Source organism: Pseudarthrobacter chlorophenolicus A6 (genome assembly GCF_000022025.1).
GTDB classification, from domain to species: Bacteria; Actinomycetota; Actinomycetes; order Actinomycetales; family Micrococcaceae; genus Arthrobacter; species Arthrobacter chlorophenolicus.
Genome location: NC_011886.1, coordinates 2,857,484 through 2,873,811, shown reverse-complemented (window position 1 = coordinate 2,873,811; position 16,328 = coordinate 2,857,484). Strand labels below are relative to the sequence as shown.

Sequence of the window (16,328 nt, the reverse complement as noted above, 5' to 3'; positions counted from 1 at the left end):
GTGGCATATTTGATGAATGGCAGAATTCAGGCAGTCCACGAAGCTCAACAACGTCCTTTACGACATCCGTGGACCCATCCTGCAGGCCGCCCAGCAAATGGAAGCGGAGGGCCACCGCATCCTGAAGCTGAACATCGGTAATCCCGCCCCGTTCGGATTCGAGGCTCCCGACGCCATTCTGGTGGACATGATCCGCCACCTGCCGCACGCCCAGGGCTACAGCGATTCCCGAGGCATCTTCTCGGCCCGCACCGCCGTCTCGCAGTACTACCAGACCCGCGGTATCCAGAACATCCACGTAGACGACATCTACTTGGGAAACGGCGTCAGCGAACTGATCACCATGTCGCTGATGGCCCTCCTGGATTCCGGCGACGAAGTCCTCATCCCCACTCCGGACTACCCGCTGTGGACAGCATCCGTGGCCCTCGCCGGCGGAAAGCCCGTGCACTACCTGTGCGACGAGGAATCCGGCTGGCAGCCTGACCTTGAGGACATGGAAGCGAAGATCACGCCCCGCACCAAGGGCATCGTGGTGATCAACCCCAACAACCCCACCGGTGCCGTCTACCCCGAAGAGACGCTGAAGCGGATCGTTGCCCTGGCCGAAAAGCATGGCCTGGTGCTCTTCGCCGATGAGATCTACGAAAAGATCCTCTACGAGGACGCCGTCCACGTGAACATGGCCGGGCTGACCGGTGACGACGTCCTGTGCCTGACCTTCAGCGGACTGTCCAAGGCCTACCGTGTCTGCGGGTACCGGGCCGGTTGGATGGCAATTTCAGGCCCCAAGAAAGACGCTGCGGACTACCTAGAGGGCATCAGCCTCCTGGCCAACATGCGCCTGTGCGCCAATGTTCCCGCCCAGCACGCCATCCAGACGGCCCTTGGCGGGTACCAGAGCATCAACGACCTCATCCTGCCCGGCGGCCGGCTGCTCGAACAGCGCAACAAGGCCTACGAGATGCTCAACGCCATTCCGGGTGTCAGCACCCAGCAGGCCAAGGGAGCCCTGTACCTGTTCCCACGGCTTGACCCCGAGGTCTATCACATCCGCGACGACGAGAAGTTTGTCCTGGATCTACTGCGTGAGCAGAAAATCCTGGTATCCCATGGCCGGGCCTTCAACTGGGTGCGGCCGGACCACTTCCGCATGGTGACCCTGCCCAACGTCAAGGACATCGAAGAAGCTGTTGGCCGGATGGGGGACTTCCTCAGCAGGTACCAGGGGAACTAGCCTGTGCTCACGGGCTCAGCGCCCGGGAGTGCAGCGCGAAAGGAAACCCATGGCCGGCCCCGAGACATTCGATGAGCATCCGTCCGAGACGCTTCGTGCGGGGAAAGGGTTCGTCCTCGCGGACGTCGACCCCGATTCCACGCCCGGCTACACGGGATCCAAGGAAGACGGCAGGGCGCTTCTGGCCGGGATGGACAGCACGCTCACGGAGCTTCAGGAAAAGCTGTTCGCCGCCTCCCGCTTTGGGAGCCGGAAACGGGTCCTGCTGATCCTCCAGGCCATGGACACTGCCGGCAAGGGCGGGATCGTCAACCACGTCATGGCGGCCATGGACCCGCAGGGTGTCCAGTTCAAGGCGTTCAAGGCACCCACGGATGAGGAGAAGTCCTATGACTTCCTCTGGCGCATCGAGAAGGAAGTGCCGGCGGTGGGCATGGTGGGGGTTTTTGACCGTTCGCACTACGAGGACGTTCTGATCCACCGGGTCCACCGCTGGGCCAGCCCCGATGAAATCAAGCGCCGCTACGTGGCCATTAACGAGTTCGAGGCGCGGCTGGCGGACTCGGGGACCACCGTGGTGAAGGTCATGCTCCACATCAGCGCGGAGGAGCAGAAATCCAGGCTGCTGGCCAGGCTGGACGACCCCTCAAAGCACTGGAAGTACAGCACCGGGGACCTGCAGGAGCGGGCGTTCTGGGAGGACTATATGGCGGCCTACCAGGCAGCCATCGATGCGACAGGCACACCGCACGCGCCTTGGCACGTGGTGCCGGCGAACAAGAAGTGGTACGCCCGGATAGCTGTCCAGCAGCTGCTGCTGGGCGCGATGAGCGGCTTGAACCTTGAGTGGCCGAAAGCAGAGTTCGACGTTGCCACGCAACGCGAGCTGGTGGTCCGTTCCTAAGACGAACTCCGCTTGGTGCCTAAAGCGGCTGGTCCCGGGCGGCGGCGAGCCGTTTGCGCGCGCCTTCAAGCCATTCCTCGCAGCGGGCCGCCAAGGCTTCGCCGCGTTCCCACAGGGCCAGGGATTCCTCGAGGCTGGCGCCGCCTGCCTCAAGGCGGCCCACGACGGCGATGAGCTGTTCGCGGGCTTCCTCGTAGCTCAGTGCGGCGGTGCCGTTATCCGGCGTCTGCTCGGTCATGTTGTTTCTCCCGTTTCCGGATGGTGCTGTTCAGGTGTTGTTGAATTTTCCCCGGGGCTGCCGGTCCCGGTGGACGTGGCGCCAAACCGGCCTTCGGCGACGCGGATGGCCAGGGGCTGCCCCGCCGGAGCATCGGCCGGGTGCCGCACCACTGCGTGGCCGGAGGCTGATGATGCTGCGTGCGGCCCTGCGAGCTCGACCACCGCGTAGCCGCGGTCCAGCGTCTTCTGCGGGGACAGGGCGCGTACCTGGGTCCTGAGGTGCTCCAGCCGGTCGCCGGCACGGACCACCGTGGAGTTCACGGCCGTTGATGACCGCCGGAGCAGCCGTTCAATTTCCTCGCTGCGGACAGTGACCAGTCCTTCCGGTGACGCCAGGACGGGGCGGGAATGGAGGGCGGCCAGCCGGTCGGATTCCCGGTCCACCAGGCGTTCGATGCAGCGGCGCAGCTGTTCACGGGCCTGCCGGACACCGGCCAGCTCTTCGGAAACCTCCGGAACGATCCGCTTCGCGGCATCCGTGGGAGTGGACGCGCGAAGGTCGGCAACGTCGTCGAGCAGCGGCCGGTCGGCTTCATGCCCGATGGCGCTGACTACTGGCGTGGTTGCCGCCGCTACCGCCCGGACCAGCTCTTCGCTGTTGAACGGCAGCAGGTCCTCCAGCGCTCCACCGCCCCGGGCGATGACGATCACATCGACTTCCGGGAGGCCATCCAGTTCCCGGAGGGCGCGCACCACCTGCGACACGGCGCTGTTGCCCTGGACCGCAACTTCGCGGATCTCGAATTCGACGGCGGGCCAGCGCAGTGCGGCGTTGCGCACGACGTCCTTCTTTGCGTCCGAGTCCCGGCCGGTAATGAGGCCGATGCGGTGCGGCAGCAGGGGGAGGGGCCTTTTCCTCGAATCAGCGAACAATCCCTCCGCTGCGAGGGCCTGCCGGAGCCGTTCGATGCGCGCGAGGAGGTCCCCCAGGCCGACCGGCCGGATATCCCGGACCTGCATGTTCAGCCGGCCGGTCTTCAACCAAAATTCGGGTTTGAGCAGGGCAACAACCCGTGATCCGCGCTCCAGGGGAAGATTCTTGCGTTCCAGGACCTTGGTCCACACAGACGCAGGCAGCGACACCTCAGCATCGACGTCGCGCAGGGTCAGGTAGGCGTTGCCTCCCCGGCGGTTCATCTCGATGACCTGGCCCTCCACCCAGGCAGAGGGAGTGCGGTCGATATGGACTTTCAGCTTCTGTGAGAGCAACTGCAGGGGCCACGGGTTGTCCGGCGTGGTTTCAGCGGCCGTGGCCGGCAGGGTGGTAGGCCCGGTGTCCGGCAGGGGTGACTGCTCAGACATGCGGATGCCCCTGCGGGGCTGGAACTGCGGGCATGGGGTCCTTTGGTGGCTGTGACAACGAGGCTGTCAAAAAATGCTGTGTCAGAAAAAGCTTTATTAGAAAAATGCTTCGGGTACCGGTTCTTCAACCATATCCATAAGCAATAGCACGCGGGACTGACAGGGCCCGGTCAGGTTACCTGCCTAGGATGGGGTTACCGCCATCAACCTGAAGGACCTGCTGTGCGCACTTTCGTTTCCGCCTTGGCTGCCGTGCTGGGCGTCCTGCTGGCCGCCGTGGCGGTCCCTGCCATCTGGCTGGACCGCAACATCGTCGGCGAAGACGGCTTCGTGAGCCTTGCGGCGCCCATGGGGCAGGACGCCGAATTCCGGCAGCAACTGGCGACAGCGGCCGTGGGGACCATCGACACCAGCGCCGTTCCCGGGTTCCTGGAAGGCCTCGTACAGCCTGTTTTGGAGAACGCGGCAACAACGCTGACCGGGCTTCCCGGCTATCCGGCGGCCTGGGACGAGACGCTTCGGAAGAGCCACCACCTCAGTTTCGCCCCCACGGCCGGTGATGCCGGCGCTGACGGGCAGGCTTCATCACTGACGCTCGACGTCGCGCCCCTGGTGGCTCTCGGGGTGGAGGAAATTTCCCGGACCAGCGGGATTCCCCTCGATGCGCCGCAGGAGACGCTGATCACTGTCGGCCAGCCGGACCACCGGGAATGGGTGGAGCGCCTCGTGACGTACGCGCCACTGGGTTACCTGCTGGCCATCGGTTCAGGTGTCGCGTTCCTCCTCGCCCTGGTGGCGGCCCGCCGCCGCTGGACAGTGGTGGCTGCTGCCGGCATCGGCGCCCTCCTGATGGCCGGCGCCTGGAAGCTCGCCACGGATGCCGGCACTGCCCTGGCGCTCGCAACAGACACGGGCAACGACGTGGCAAACCTGTTCCGCGACGGGTTCGTACCCGCTGCCGCAGCCAACTTCGGAGCCTGGACCCTGGCCACCGCCGTCACCGGCGGGGTGCTGCTGGTGCTGGCGCTCGTGGGCGGAGCCGCGTCGCGGAGGCGGCCCCGGGCAACCCGGTAGCATGGAGGGATGACCTCCACAGCTGTTTCCCTCTCGATGCCAACCGTCCCGCGTAGGCGCCGCTCGCCCGAGGAAGTAGCAGCTGCAGCGCCGGTCACCGGGGCTAAAAAAGTACTGCTCGCCGCCCCGCGCGGCTACTGCGCGGGAGTTGACCGTGCCGTGATTGCCGTCGAAAAGGCACTGGAACACTATGGTCCTCCGGTCTACGTCCGCAAGCAGATCGTGCACAACGTGCATGTGGTCAGCTCCCTCGAAGAAAAGGGTGCTGTCTTCGTTGACGAGACGGACGAGGTTCCCGAAGGCGCGCTGGTCATCTTCTCCGCTCATGGAGTCTCACCGGCCGTCGTCGAGTCGGCGGGCCAGCGTGGACTGCGCACCATCGACGCCACCTGCCCCCTGGTGACGAAGGTGCACAAGGAAGCCGTACGGTTCGCGAAAGATGATTTCGATATCCTCCTGATCGGCCACGACGGCCACGAGGAAGTGGAAGGGACGGCGGGCGAAGCGCCGGACCACATCCAGATCATCAACGGCCCCCACGAGGTGGACAAGGTCACCGTGCGTGACCCTGAAAAGGTCATCTGGCTCTCACAGACCACCCTCAGCGTCGACGAAACCATGGAAACTGTCCGCCTGCTGAAGGAGCGTTTTCCCACCCTCCAAGACCCGCCCAGCGACGACATCTGCTACGCCACCACCAACCGGCAGGTGGCCATCAAGAAAATCTCGCCCCAGGCGGACTTGGTCATCGTGGTGGGATCCGCAAACTCCTCGAACTCCGTGCGGCTGGTGGAAGTGGCCCTGGAATACGGCGCCAAGGCGTCCTACCGCGTGGACTTCGCCAACCAGGTGGACGAAGCGTGGTTTGAAGGCGTGGCAACCGTCGGTGTGACCTCTGGCGCCTCCGTTCCTGAGGTGCTGGTCCAGGACGTTCTCCGGCTGCTCGCTGAGTACGGCTACGGAAGTGTGGAAGAAGTGGTCACCGCAGAGGAAGACCTCCTCTTTTCGCTGCCCAAGGAACTCCGTGCCACCCTGAAGCAGGCCGGCGACGTCAGCCGCGCCCTCGGCGGACGCCGGCCGCGCGACTGACGTCCGCGCCCTACGCGGCGGCCCCGTCCTGCTGGAGTTCAGGGGCTGCAAGGGCGCGGGGAGTGACCTCGACGGGCGCAGGCGAGACCAGGCCCGCTTCGTCCAGGGTGTTCAGCTTGCGGGCCGTGGGAAGTACACGGGCCTCCAGAGTCCCCACCAGGGAGTTGTAACGGTCTACGGACGTCTTCAGCGATGACCCCAGCTTGGTGACGTTTTCTCCCAGGGTTCCCATCCGGTCATAGAGCTGCCGGGCGAGATCAAACAGCTCCCGGGCATTGTCCGTCAGCACGTCCTGCCGCCACGTGAACGCCACCGACTTCAGCACGGCCAGCAGGGTCCCCGGCGACGCCAGGACAACGTTCTTGGACAGTGCGTGGTCCAGAAGCCCCGCGTCGGCTTCCAGGGCAGCCGCAAGGATCGATTCTGCAGGGATGAAACAGACAACCAGCTCGGGGGAGTTCCCCGGAATGTCCCAGTACCTCTTGTTGCCCAGCGCATCCACGTGGGCCCGCAAGGCCTTTGCGTGGGCAGCCAGGAGCGCCTGCTGCGAACGGCGGTCGGAGCCCGACAAGGCTGCCGGCCGGGCGTCGGCGTGCTGCGCCAAGTGAACCGCAGAGGCGCCCATTTCCTGCGCCTCAAGGTAGGCGGACAGCGGGACCTTGGCGTCCACCACGAGGATCTTCTCGCCGGGAAGTTGAACCACAAGGTCGGGACGGACTGTGGTGTCGCTGCCTGCGCTGTGGACCTGCTCCACGAAATCAACATGGCGCAGCATGCCCGCAGCCTCTACCACCCGCCGCAGCTGGACTTCACCCCACTGGCCCCTGGCGCTGTTGGACCGCAGGGCTGATTCAAGGGCATGCGTGGACCTCATCAGCTGCTCATCGGAGAGGCGTGCTTCCTGGAGCTGCTGGGCGAGCTGGCCGTACTGCTCCACACGGTCGCGTTCCAGCAGCGCCACCTGCTGCTGGACTGCAGTGAGCTTCTCCGCCACCGGGGCAAGGGCGCGCAGTACGCTGCCATCCTGCGACCTGGCCTCACCCAGCTCCCGGTTCTGTGCCGCCAAAAGCCGGCGTTCGGCGTCGGCCGCGGCAAACTGCGCACTGACCTCCGACAGCCGGGCGGACACGGCGTCGAAGTCAGCTTCAACGCCGTGGGTGTTCTTCCGCAGCACAAAGTAGGTGGCGGCGGCACCGGCCAGGGCGCCTACCAGCAGCATCAAAAGGGCAAGAATCAAGGCAAATCCATCCATGACTTCACTGTCGCACGGGGCACTGACAATCCACGCGAGTGACATCCGCCGGTACGGGCGGACGGGCCGCTGCGGGTAGAATCAGTGCTCGTGGCTCTTACTATTGGCATCGTCGGACTGCCCAACGTCGGCAAATCAACCCTCTTCAACGCGCTGACCCGCAACCAGGTCCTGGCGGCGAACTACCCGTTCGCCACCATTGAACCGAACGTCGGCGTCGTGAACCTGCCGGACCCGCGGCTCGCGAAGCTGGCCGAGATCTTCGGTTCCCAGCGACTGCTGCCCGCTCCGGTGTCCTTCGTGGACATCGCCGGGATTGTGAAGGGCGCATCGGAGGGCGAAGGCCTCGGCAACAAGTTCCTTGCCAACATCCGCGAGGCCCAGGCCATCGCGCAGGTTATCCGCGTGTTCGATGACCCCGATGTCATCCACGTCGACGGCAAGGTCGATCCCCGCTCGGACATGGAGATCATCAACACCGAGCTGATCCTGGCGGACCTTCAGACCATCGAGAACGCCATTCCCCGGATCGAAAAAGAAGTCAAGATCAAGAAGCGCGAAGCCGCCGAGCTTGCCGCCATCAAGGCAGCGCAGGCGGTGCTGGAGCGCGGCGACACCATCACTTCCTCGATCAAGAGCGACAAGCTTGAGATGGAGCACCTCAAGGAGCTCGGCCTCCTGACCGCCAAACCGGTGATCTACGTCTTCAACGCGGATGAGGGAATCCTGGGCAGCCCGGAGAAGCAGGACGAACTGCGCGCCATGGTTGCCCCGGCGGACGCCGTCTTCCTCGATGCCAAGCTCGAAGCCGACCTCGTTGAACTTGACGAGGAGGAGGCTCGCGAAATGCTGGAGATGAACGGCCAGGAAGAGTCCGGACTCGACCAGCTGGCCCGCGTCGGGTTCCACACGCTGGGGCTGCAGACCTACCTGACCGCCGGCCCCAAGGAAACCCGCGCCTGGACCATCCACCAGGGCGACACAGCACCCCAGGCCGCCGGCGTCATCCACTCGGACTTCCAGCGCGGCTTCATCAAGGCCGAGGTGGTCTCCTTCGACGACCTCGTCGATGCCGGTTCCATGGCCGAGGCGAAGGCCCGCGGCAAGGTCCGCATCGAAGGCAAGGAATACGTCATGGCCGACGGCGACGTGGTGGAGTTCCGCTTCAACGTCTAGGTCAGGTCCGGTGCCTCCCGGGAATCGCCGGCCGGGGTGCTGGGCCACGCAGCGTTCTTTCGGGACGGAGCTCGCTCCGTGGCTGGGCCAGCTCGGAGTGAGCTAGCCTGATCGGCATGAACCGCATGGAAATGTCTGACGCAGCGACGCTCATGACCCTGCTGCGTGATGCGAAGCGTCCCTCGACGCTCAGTATGGTACTGCCGGGTTGGGACATGCTGCAGGCCGACGTCCCTTCAAGGGAACGGGTAGAGGCGGCGATGGCGATGCTGGTCGGTTCCGGCCTTGCCGAGGTCGACGCAGCCTGGGCGATGCGGCTCACGGAGCAAGGCGGACGGCTCAGGCGGTCCGTGAAGGGCACCCAGGGGATGCGGATGATTCCGGGGGCGATCAGCGAGCTGCTGTCAGGACGCCAGTTGAGCCGTGCGACGCTGAATCTGCCTCCGTCCGTTTTTGAACCGGCCCTCGAGGACTATCTCGATGCGGCCCGTCGCAGGGCTGAGCTCCGATCCCGGTCCCGTTGGTGGTGGCCCGGCCCATTCAGGCGCCCCGTCCGGTGAAGCCGCCATCCTCCACCCCGGACGGGCCCGCCAATCCTGCCTTCAGGCAAGGGGACTCGCTCTGGGCTGCCCGCCGTACTTAATTTAGGATCTCTCCATGACGACTCTTCGGGGAGCGGTGGTTCTGGTAGTCGGCGCCAGCGGCGGACTCGGTTCGCGCATCGCTGCCCAGTTGGAGAGCAGCGGCGCCATCGTCGCCAGGTCCTCAAAGTCAGATGGGCACGATCTGCGCGTACCCTCCGTGACCCAATCGGTGCTGGAAGACACGAATGCGCAGTACGGGCGCCTCGACGGGGTAGTGGTCGCGTCAGGGGTCGTTGCCTTCGGCGCCGCATCTGACCTTGAACCCGGCACAGTGGACGAACTTTTCGCTGTGAACACCACTGGCCCGATCCACCTCATCACCCAGAGCCAGCGTTACCTCGCGGCGTCCGCACGCGAGGGCCGGGAACCCTTCGTTGTGACACTAAGTGGCGTTGTCGCCGAGGCGCCCGTCGCTGGCCTCGCTGCCTACTCGGCGTCGAAGGCTGGACTCGCGGCCTTCGTCGTCGCAACGGCCCGCGAGTATCGCCGGGCGGGCATCCGGATCCTGGACGCACGCCCGGGCCACACCGGCACCGCCCTTTCGGAGCATCCGATTGCCGGGTCAGCGCCGAAATTCGGCGCGGCACTGGATCCCGACCTGGTTGCAGCGCGGATCATCACCGCGATCGCCGATGGAGAGAAGGACCTGCCCAGCACCGCCTTCTAAGCCCGTCCGGCTCCGGCCGGTTCCCAGCCAAGGGCCGGGCCCAGCCGGGTGGCGATGTCGGTGAGGATCTGGACGTAGTCCTCGTGCTCAAAGCTGAAAGGGAGGGCGAACGCCACTTCGTCGACCTCCTGGAAACCCGCGTGGGCGTACAACTGTTCCGCGATCTGCTCACTGGTGCCGATGAGGTCCTTGGCGAACATCATCTTCCTGGGTCCCTGCGGGGCGGCCGTGCGGGGCGTGCGTTCGTCGACGTACCGCTGGTACTTCTCCCTCTGCGCCGCAGAGGCAGAATCGGTGGGAATGACCACCAGCCCCTGAGATACCCGCGTCCGCTCCTGCGGCTGTCCTGACGCTGCCGCTGCGGCGCGGTAGGCGCGGATTTGGGACTGCTGGACCCGCGCGAAGTCGGGTTCCTCGCCGGCGTCAGGAAAGATCACGCTGCTGGAGAGCAGGTTGAAGCCGTTTTCGCCTGCCCAGACTGCGGATTTCCGGCTGGCAGCGCCGTACCAGAGGCGGTCGCGCAGGCCCGGCGAATGCGGTTCCACACGGTTGGAAAACTCTTCCACCACACCCTGCTTGCCCGAGAAATCGCGGACAACCTCGCCCGCAACCAGCCGGGCGAACCGCTCCACCCGGGCGTAGCTGAAGTCCTCTTCGCCGGCCGAGTCGGGGTAAAGCTCATGCTTGACCGTGTCCCACTGCATCGGCTCGCCGACGCTGACGCCCGGATTGATCCGGCCGCCGGCCAGCAGGTCCGTGGTGGCGAGGTCCTCGGCCAGGCGAAGGGGATTCTCCCAGCCCAGCGGCGTCACAGCGGTGCCAAGTTCGATCCGGGATGTGCGTTGGCTGGCCGCTGCCATGACGGCCACGGGCGAGGAAATGCCAAACTGCAGGTGGCGGTGCCGCAGCCACGCGCTGTCGAAACCCAGCCGCTCACCCAGTTCGATCACCTGCAACGTGGATTCGTGACCCGCGGCCGGGTTGGCCGGATCGAAAAGGCCGATGGTGAGGAAGCCAAGCTTTCGCAGGGGACGGTTCTGATCTGGCATGGGCTTCCTTTGCTTGGGCCTGGTGGTTGACCCCAGAATATGCTTGCCCGGCCTACCGCCCGTGGCCACGGCGGGTGCAGGTTACCGTTTGCGACAGTGAAGCCGGTGTCCGCACGGCAACGTCCGGAGAACATTCGAACTATCGTTGGGGGCATGCAAGCCGGCCAGCACCTGCGCCTCGTTCTGCCGCACCAGCTTTTCGGGCAGCACCTTGAACTGCCGGCTGGCGGCACGGCCTTTGTGCTGATCGAGCACGACCTCATGTTCCGGCAGTACGCCTTCCACTCCCACAAGCTGGTCCTGCACCGGGCATCGATGGCTCGGTTTGCCGGGCGGCTCCGCAACCACGGGTATGAAGTGGAAGTCCTGGCCAGCGATCCTGACCGCACGTCCCGCAGTCAGCTGGGGCAACTCATTCGCAGCAGCCGCCCGCGGCAGGTGACCTGGTTCGACGTCGTGGATGACTGGCTTGAGCAGGACCTGATCGCCGGCCTCGCTGACGGCGGCTACCGCATGCAGGACGGCGACGTCCTGGAGACGCCCAACTTCCTCACGGACCGCCGTCGGATTGATGAGTGGTTCGCCGCCAATCCAGCCCGGATGCACGACTTCTACGTGTGGCAACGCCGCCGGCTCGATGTCCTGGTGGACGGCGGCGGCCCCGTCGGCGGCAAGTGGTCCTTTGACGCCGAGAACAGGAAGAAGCTTCCCCGCGGTTACGTTCCGGCCACCGTGTCAAGGTTCAGCAGCGGAAACAACGCCGGGCAGGCGATGTTCGACCTGGATGCATTGATGGACGAAAGCGGCGGGACGGAGACCACCCCCGACGACGGTTCAAGCGATGTGGAGGCAGCCATCGCCTGGGTACGCGAGGAGTTTCCAGACGCCCCCGGAGACCCTGCTTCCTTTGCCTGGCCCACCGACGCGCCGGAGGCCCGCCGACACCTGGAGGAGTTTGTCCGCGACCGACTTGCCGGGTTTGGCGCCTACGAGGACGCCATCTCCGCCGCGCACCCGTTCATCAACCACGGGCTGCTCACGCCGGCACTCAATATCGGGCTGTTGGACCCCCGCGAAGTCCTTGACTCAGTCCTGGACGGCGCCGGCCAGGACACCCCGTTGGCTTCGCTCGAGGGTTTCGTGCGGCAGCTGATCGGATGGCGGGAGTACATGCGCGCCACCTACCGCCTCCGCGGCCGGCAGATGCGCAGTTCGAACCTGCTCAACCACGGGAACCGGCTGGGCACCGGGTGGTGGGACGCCGCCACCGGGCTGGCCCCCGTGGACATGGTGATCTCCCGCGTGCTCGCCACCGGATACAGCCACCACATCGAACGGCTGATGATCCTGGGGAACGCCATGTCCCTCTTGCGCATCCACCCGCATGACGTCTACGAATGGTTCATGGCCATGTACGTGGACGCCTACGACTGGGTCATGGTGCCCAACGTGTACGCAATGAGCCAGTTCGCCTCGGGTGCCGGAATCACCACCAAGCCCTACGTCTCCGGCAGCAACTACCTGCGGAAAATGTCCGATCTGCCGCCGGGGGAGTGGATCGCCGACTGGGATGCCCTGTACTGGACCTTCATAGATGACCACCGTCCTGTCATCGAGCGCAACTCCCGGTCCCGGATGGCAGTCGCCCTGCTGGACTCGATGGATCCGGACACACGGAGCGGCCACCGGCGCCGCGCGGAAGCGCTGCTAAAAGCGAACGACGGCGGCGCACGGCTGCTGCGGCCGGCGCCGGAAGGCGGGGCGTAGGGTTCTTCCTCCCCGCCCAGCCGGCGACACCAAAGTATCCTGACTGTGTAGGGCGCGTTCCTGGCGACTCCAGGCCCCCTTCCCCGGGATGGAATACATAAGGAGGCGGAGGCATGCCAGTCAGGCGCCTGATGCAGTACATCACCGCAGCGGCAGTGGTCGCAGTGGCCCTTTCTGGCTGCTCAGGCGGCGGCAGCGCGCCGGTAGTAGTGGGGGAGGCCAAGCGCGGAGGCAGCGCCACCGTGGCCGAGGTCAACGCTTTTTCCTCCTTCAACCCGTTCAGTACCGACGGCAACACGGACATCAACTCCAAGATCGGCGCAGCCACCCACTCTGGCTTCTACTCCCTGGACGATAAATCCGTGGTGGTCCGGAACGACAAGTTCGGCCGCTACGAAAAAGTCTCTGATGACCCGCTTAAGGTGCGGTACACAGTCAACGAAGGCGTCAAATGGTCCGACGGCGCGCCGATCGACGCTGGCGACCTCCTCCTGAGCTGGGCCGCGGGTTCGGGTTATTTCGACGACGCGGATCCTGCGGCCGGGACGGGCACCAGGTATTTTTCGGCTGCGTCAGCCGCCGGCGGCCTCGCGGGCACGGCGTTCCCCGAGCTCGGCGACGACGGCCGGTCCATCACGCTGCAGTACGCCGCGCCTTACGCGGACTGGCAGACCGCGTTCGACGTCGGCCTGCCAGCCCATGTGGTCGCAGCCAAGGCCGGGCTGAGCGACGAGGAGGACCTCGTGGACCTGATCAAGGACGCGCCCAAGGGAAACCCCGGAAAACCGGCGGTAAATTCGGCGTTGAAGACGGTGGGCGATTTCTGGAACAACGGATTCGATACGAAATCCCTGCCCGACGACCCCGCCCTGTATCTTTCCAGCGGACCCTACATCGTGCGGGACATCGTTCCGGAAGTATCCATGAAACTCGTCCGGAACCGGGACTACGTGTGGGGGACCGAGCCGTGGCTTGACGAGATCAACGTCCGGTTCACCGGTGCCCTTCCTACCGCTGTTGATGCGCTCCGCAGCGGGCAGGCGGACATCATCTCGCCGCAGCCTTCCGCCGACACCGCGAACCTCTTCGCCGGCCTGGCGGACCAGGGAAACACGGTGGAGCAGTACAGCCAGTCGGGGTACGACCACCTCGACCTCAACTTCTCCGGGCCCTTCGCGGACGAGGACGTCCGCAAGGCCTTCCTGAAGGCCGTGCCCCGGCAGGCCATCGTGGACGCGGTGGTGGGGGGCCTGATTACGGACGCCAAACCGCTCGATTCGCAGGTCTTCCTTCCGGGCCAGCCCAAGTACGCGGATACTGTGAAAAACAACGGCTCGGCCGAATACGCCGAGGTGGACATCGACGCAGCCAAGGAACTCCTGGACGGTGCCACGCCGACCATCCGCATCCTGTACAACCGGGACAACCCCAACCGCGCCAAGGCATTCACCCTGATCCGCGATTCGGCGCAGAAGGCCGGTTTCCGAGTGGTCGATGCCGGCCAGGGAAATGCGGACTGGGCCAAGTCGCTCGGGGGCGCAGGGTACGACGCCGCTTTGCTGGGGTGGATCGGAACGGGCGCCGGAGTGGGCCGCATCCCGCAGATCTTCCGCACCGGGGCGGGCAGCAACTTCAACGGATTCTCCGACGGCGACGCGGACAAGGCAATGGAGCAGCTGGCAACCACCACTGACCTCGGCAAACAGGACGAACTGCTGGCGGGGATCGATAAGCGCGTCTGGGAGAAAGCGTACGGACTGCCGCTTTACCAGACGGTCGGAGCCATAGCCTTCAACGCCCGGGTGACCGGTGTGAAACCCAGCCCGGGACCCCTCGGCGTGTGGTGGAACGTCTCGGATTGGCGCCTTGCCGAGCAGGGGACCAAGAACTGATTCCCACCCGGCAGATGGGTGATGCAGGCCACGGTTCGATTTCGCCGTGGCGCTACCGCCGAGTAGCATGTGACTTGCACAACTTCCGTTAACCGGTTAACGCGTCCCAAACGCCCCGGTCACGGTTTGGCAACGGAGTACCAGTATCTGGACTTCGTGCGGTTAGGCTACTCGTACATGTAGGCCCCGTCACAGTTCACAGCTGTGCCTCGGCCTGCGGGGAAACACCAGATTTCCCCTCGTTATCTCCCACAACTCATAGGAGGCGGAATGCGTTTCACGCGCACTTCCAAAGCACTGGGCATCGTGGCAATCGCTGCGCTTGCCCTGACCGGGTGCGGCGCTGGAGGCGGCACCACGGAGGGGTCCGGCGACGCCACCGGCGATCCCAACAAGGTCATCACGGCCTACAGCAACGAACCACAGAACCCGCTGCTGCCGGCCAACACCAATGAGGTCTACGGCGGCCGCGTCGTCGAACTCCTCTTCGAAGGCCTGCGGACCTACGACGCCGACGGCAAGCCGGTCAATGCGTTGGCAGAATCCATTGATTCCTCCGACGCCCAGAACTGGACCATCAAGGTCAAGCAGGGCCAGAAGTTCACCAACGGCGAGGCCATCACGGCCAAGACTTTCGTTGACTCCTGGAACTTCGCCGCCAACTCGAAGAACCTGCAGAACAACGGCTTCTTCTTTGAGTCCATCGCCGGCTACGAAGAAGTATCGGCGGTCAACAGCGAGAAGACGGCCGACGGCAAGACCACCACCACCCCTGCCCCCACGGCCGAGACCATGTCCGGCCTGGCAGCAACCGATGACTCCACCATCACCGTGAAGCTTGCCCAGCCTGAGGCAGACTGGTCGCTGCGCCTGGGCTACTCCGCTTTCTTCCCGCTTCCTTCCGCTGCCCTGGCAGACCCGAAGACCTTCGGTGAGAACCCGGTGGGCAACGGCCCGTACAAGTTCGAGAAGGAAGGCGCCTGGGTACACGACCAGTCGATTTCCCTCGTCAAGAACGCCGACTACAGCGGCCCGCGCGAGTCCAAGAACGGCGGCGTGACCTTCAAGTTCTACACCGATCCGGGCCCCGCATACACGGATCTCCAGTCGGACAACCTGGACATCACCGATGTCCTGCCGTCCAACGCCCTGAAGACCTATGAGACGGACTTCCAGGACCGCAACGCCACCAAGGCAGTTGCCACCAACTCCACGCTGAACATCCCGCCGTACAACCCGAACTTCCAGGGTGAAGCCGGCAAGCTGCGCCGCGAGGCACTGTCCTACGCCATCAACCGCGAGGAAATCGCCAAGGTTGTCTTCAACGGCACCCGCACCCCCGCCAAGGCTTTCGTCCCGCCGGTCATCGACGGGTTCAAGGAAGGCCTGAAGGGCAGCGAAATCCTGAAGTTCGACGCCGCCAAGGCCAAGGACCTCTGGGAGCAGGCCAACAAGATCCAGCCGTACGACGATTCCAAGCCGCTCCAGATTGCCTCCAACACCGATGGTGGCAACAAGGAATGGATCGACGCCGTGGCCAACGGCTTCAAGAACAACCTCGGCATCCAGGCTGAAATCCAGCCCTTCGCCAAGTTCGCTGAAGTCCTGAACCTGCGCAAGTCCCAGCAGCTCCCCGGCCTGACCCGTGCAGGCTGGCAGGGTGACTACCCGTCGCTGTACAACTTCCTCGGCCCGGTCTGGGGCACCAACGCATCCTCCAACTACGAGAAGTACACGAACCCCGAGTTCGACAAGCTCCTCAAGGAGGGCCTGGCTGCCACGTCCACCGAGGATGCAAACGCCAAGTTCAACCAGGCACAGGAAGTGCTGTTCGAGGATCTGCCCGGCCTGCCCCTGTGGGACCAGGCACGTCCGATCGTGTGGAGCAACAATGTCGTGAAGGCCGAGACCGGCTGGAACGGCAGCATCCTCTACTACAACATCACGGCTAAGTAGTCTTTGATCTAACTTGCCGCCAAGGCTAATGGGGGTCCGG

Annotated in this window: 14 protein-coding genes; 10 read left to right on the top strand and 4 right to left on the bottom strand. The window is 64.9% G+C overall.

Going from position 1 to position 16,328, the window contains the following annotated elements; translation table 11 throughout:
- Positions 1–16: 16 nt before the first annotated feature.
- Together ACHL_RS12895 and ACHL_RS12890 are read left to right on the top strand one after the other, a co-directional pair.
- Positions 17–1,237, top strand: a complete 1,221-nt coding sequence (locus ACHL_RS12895; RefSeq protein WP_015937728.1) for a pyridoxal phosphate-dependent aminotransferase — start codon at positions 17–19, stop codon at positions 1,235–1,237.
- Positions 1,238–1,286: 49 nt separating this feature from the next.
- Complete coding sequence (locus ACHL_RS12890) at positions 1,287–2,141, top strand: polyphosphate kinase 2 family protein (protein ID WP_015937727.1); 855 nt, start codon at positions 1,287–1,289, stop codon at positions 2,139–2,141.
- A 19-nt stretch (positions 2,142–2,160) separates the two neighbouring features.
- On the opposite strand, the gene ACHL_RS12885 is transcribed toward ACHL_RS12890, so the two are convergent.
- Entirely contained in the window at positions 2,161–2,379 is a 219-nt protein-coding gene (locus ACHL_RS12885) for an exodeoxyribonuclease VII small subunit (RefSeq protein WP_015937726.1), read from the bottom strand.
- The gene (gene xseA, locus ACHL_RS12880) at positions 2,376–3,722 is read right to left on the bottom strand and encodes an exodeoxyribonuclease VII large subunit (protein ID WP_015937725.1); all 1,347 of its coding nucleotides are present in this window, start codon (positions 3,720–3,722) and stop codon (positions 2,376–2,378) included. The genes ACHL_RS12885 and xseA overlap by 4 nt, the downstream gene beginning before the upstream one ends.
- 222 nt (positions 3,723–3,944) lie before the next feature.
- Between xseA and ACHL_RS12875 the strand changes: the two genes are divergently transcribed.
- Together ACHL_RS12875 and ACHL_RS12870 are read left to right on the top strand one after the other, a co-directional pair.
- On the top strand, positions 3,945–4,796 hold the full coding sequence (locus ACHL_RS12875) for a hypothetical protein (protein ID WP_015937724.1): 852 nt from the start codon (positions 3,945–3,947) through the stop codon (positions 4,794–4,796).
- Between the two features lie 9 nt (positions 4,797–4,805).
- Positions 4,806–5,885 (top strand): 4-hydroxy-3-methylbut-2-enyl diphosphate reductase, encoded by a 1,080-nt coding sequence (locus ACHL_RS12870; protein WP_015937723.1) that lies wholly within the window; start codon positions 4,806–4,808, stop codon positions 5,883–5,885.
- Positions 5,886–5,895: 10 nt separating this feature from the next.
- On the opposite strand, the gene ACHL_RS12865 is transcribed toward ACHL_RS12870, so the two are convergent.
- Complete coding sequence (locus tag ACHL_RS12865) at positions 5,896–7,137, bottom strand: DNA recombination protein RmuC (RefSeq protein ID WP_043794054.1); 1,242 nt, start codon at positions 7,135–7,137, stop codon at positions 5,896–5,898.
- 90 nt (positions 7,138–7,227) lie between these two features.
- Here ACHL_RS12865 and ychF point away from each other — a divergent pair, with 90 nt between their 5' ends.
- The 3 genes from ychF (at position 7,228) to ACHL_RS12850 (ending at position 9,624) form a co-directional block, all read left to right on the top strand.
- Positions 7,228–8,313, top strand: coding sequence for a redox-regulated ATPase YchF (gene ychF / locus ACHL_RS12860; protein ID WP_043794686.1), 1,086 nt, complete (start codon positions 7,228–7,230; stop codon positions 8,311–8,313).
- 116 nt (positions 8,314–8,429) lie between these two features.
- A complete protein-coding gene (locus ACHL_RS12855) occupies positions 8,430–8,873 on the top strand; it encodes a hypothetical protein (protein ID WP_015937720.1) in 444 nt (147 codons plus the stop codon).
- 97 nt (positions 8,874–8,970) lie between these two features.
- Entirely contained in the window at positions 8,971–9,624 is a 654-nt protein-coding gene (locus ACHL_RS12850; protein WP_015937719.1) for an SDR family NAD(P)-dependent oxidoreductase, read from the top strand.
- Here the strand turns inward: ACHL_RS12850 and ACHL_RS12845 are convergent.
- The gene (locus ACHL_RS12845) at positions 9,621–10,673 is read right to left on the bottom strand and encodes an LLM class flavin-dependent oxidoreductase (protein ID WP_015937718.1); all 1,053 of its coding nucleotides are present in this window, start codon (positions 10,671–10,673) and stop codon (positions 9,621–9,623) included. The two genes, ACHL_RS12850 and ACHL_RS12845, sit on opposite strands and share 4 nt — an antisense overlap.
- Before the next feature lie 153 nt (positions 10,674–10,826).
- On the opposite strand from ACHL_RS12845, the gene ACHL_RS12840 reads away from it, so the two are divergent.
- The 3 genes from ACHL_RS12840 (at position 10,827) to ACHL_RS12830 (ending at position 16,288) form a co-directional block, all read left to right on the top strand.
- Positions 10,827–12,440 carry a cryptochrome/photolyase family protein gene (locus ACHL_RS12840; RefSeq protein WP_015937717.1) on the top strand — a complete coding sequence of 538 codons (1,614 nt, stop codon included), beginning with the start codon at positions 10,827–10,829 and terminating at the stop codon, positions 12,438–12,440.
- A 113-nt stretch (positions 12,441–12,553) separates the two neighbouring features.
- A complete protein-coding gene (locus tag ACHL_RS12835; protein ID WP_015937716.1) occupies positions 12,554–14,332 on the top strand; it encodes an ABC transporter family substrate-binding protein in 1,779 nt (592 codons plus the stop codon).
- Positions 14,333–14,602: 270 nt separating this feature from the next.
- Positions 14,603–16,288, top strand: coding sequence for a peptide ABC transporter substrate-binding protein (locus tag ACHL_RS12830; protein WP_015937715.1), 1,686 nt, complete (start codon positions 14,603–14,605; stop codon positions 16,286–16,288).
- The last annotated feature ends 40 nt before the right edge of the window (positions 16,289–16,328 follow it).

Excerpts from the sequence above, each read along its gene's own strand:
- ACHL_RS12895 (WP_015937728.1), top strand. The coding sequence starts at position 17 with ATGGCAGAATTCAGGCAGTCCACGAAGCTCAACAACGTCCTTTACGAC.
- ACHL_RS12890 (WP_015937727.1), top strand. The coding sequence starts at position 1,287 with ATGGCCGGCCCCGAGACATTCGATGAGCATCCGTCCGAGACGCTTCGT.
- ACHL_RS12885 (WP_015937726.1), bottom strand. The coding sequence starts at position 2,379 with ATGACCGAGCAGACGCCGGATAACGGCACCGCCGCACTGAGCTACGAG.
- xseA (WP_015937725.1), bottom strand. The coding sequence starts at position 3,722 with ATGTCTGAGCAGTCACCCCTGCCGGACACCGGGCCTACCACCCTGCCG.
- ACHL_RS12870 (WP_015937723.1), top strand. The coding sequence starts at position 4,806 with ATGACCTCCACAGCTGTTTCCCTCTCGATGCCAACCGTCCCGCGTAGG.
- ACHL_RS12865 (WP_043794054.1), bottom strand. The coding sequence starts at position 7,137 with ATGGATGGATTTGCCTTGATTCTTGCCCTTTTGATGCTGCTGGTAGGC.
- ACHL_RS12855 (WP_015937720.1), top strand. The coding sequence starts at position 8,430 with ATGAACCGCATGGAAATGTCTGACGCAGCGACGCTCATGACCCTGCTG.
- ACHL_RS12850 (WP_015937719.1), top strand. The coding sequence starts at position 8,971 with ATGACGACTCTTCGGGGAGCGGTGGTTCTGGTAGTCGGCGCCAGCGGC.
- ACHL_RS12845 (WP_015937718.1), bottom strand. The coding sequence starts at position 10,673 with ATGCCAGATCAGAACCGTCCCCTGCGAAAGCTTGGCTTCCTCACCATC.
- ACHL_RS12840 (WP_015937717.1), top strand. The coding sequence starts at position 10,827 with ATGCAAGCCGGCCAGCACCTGCGCCTCGTTCTGCCGCACCAGCTTTTC.
- ACHL_RS12835 (WP_015937716.1), top strand. The coding sequence starts at position 12,554 with ATGCCAGTCAGGCGCCTGATGCAGTACATCACCGCAGCGGCAGTGGTC.
- ACHL_RS12830 (WP_015937715.1), top strand. The coding sequence starts at position 14,603 with ATGCGTTTCACGCGCACTTCCAAAGCACTGGGCATCGTGGCAATCGCT.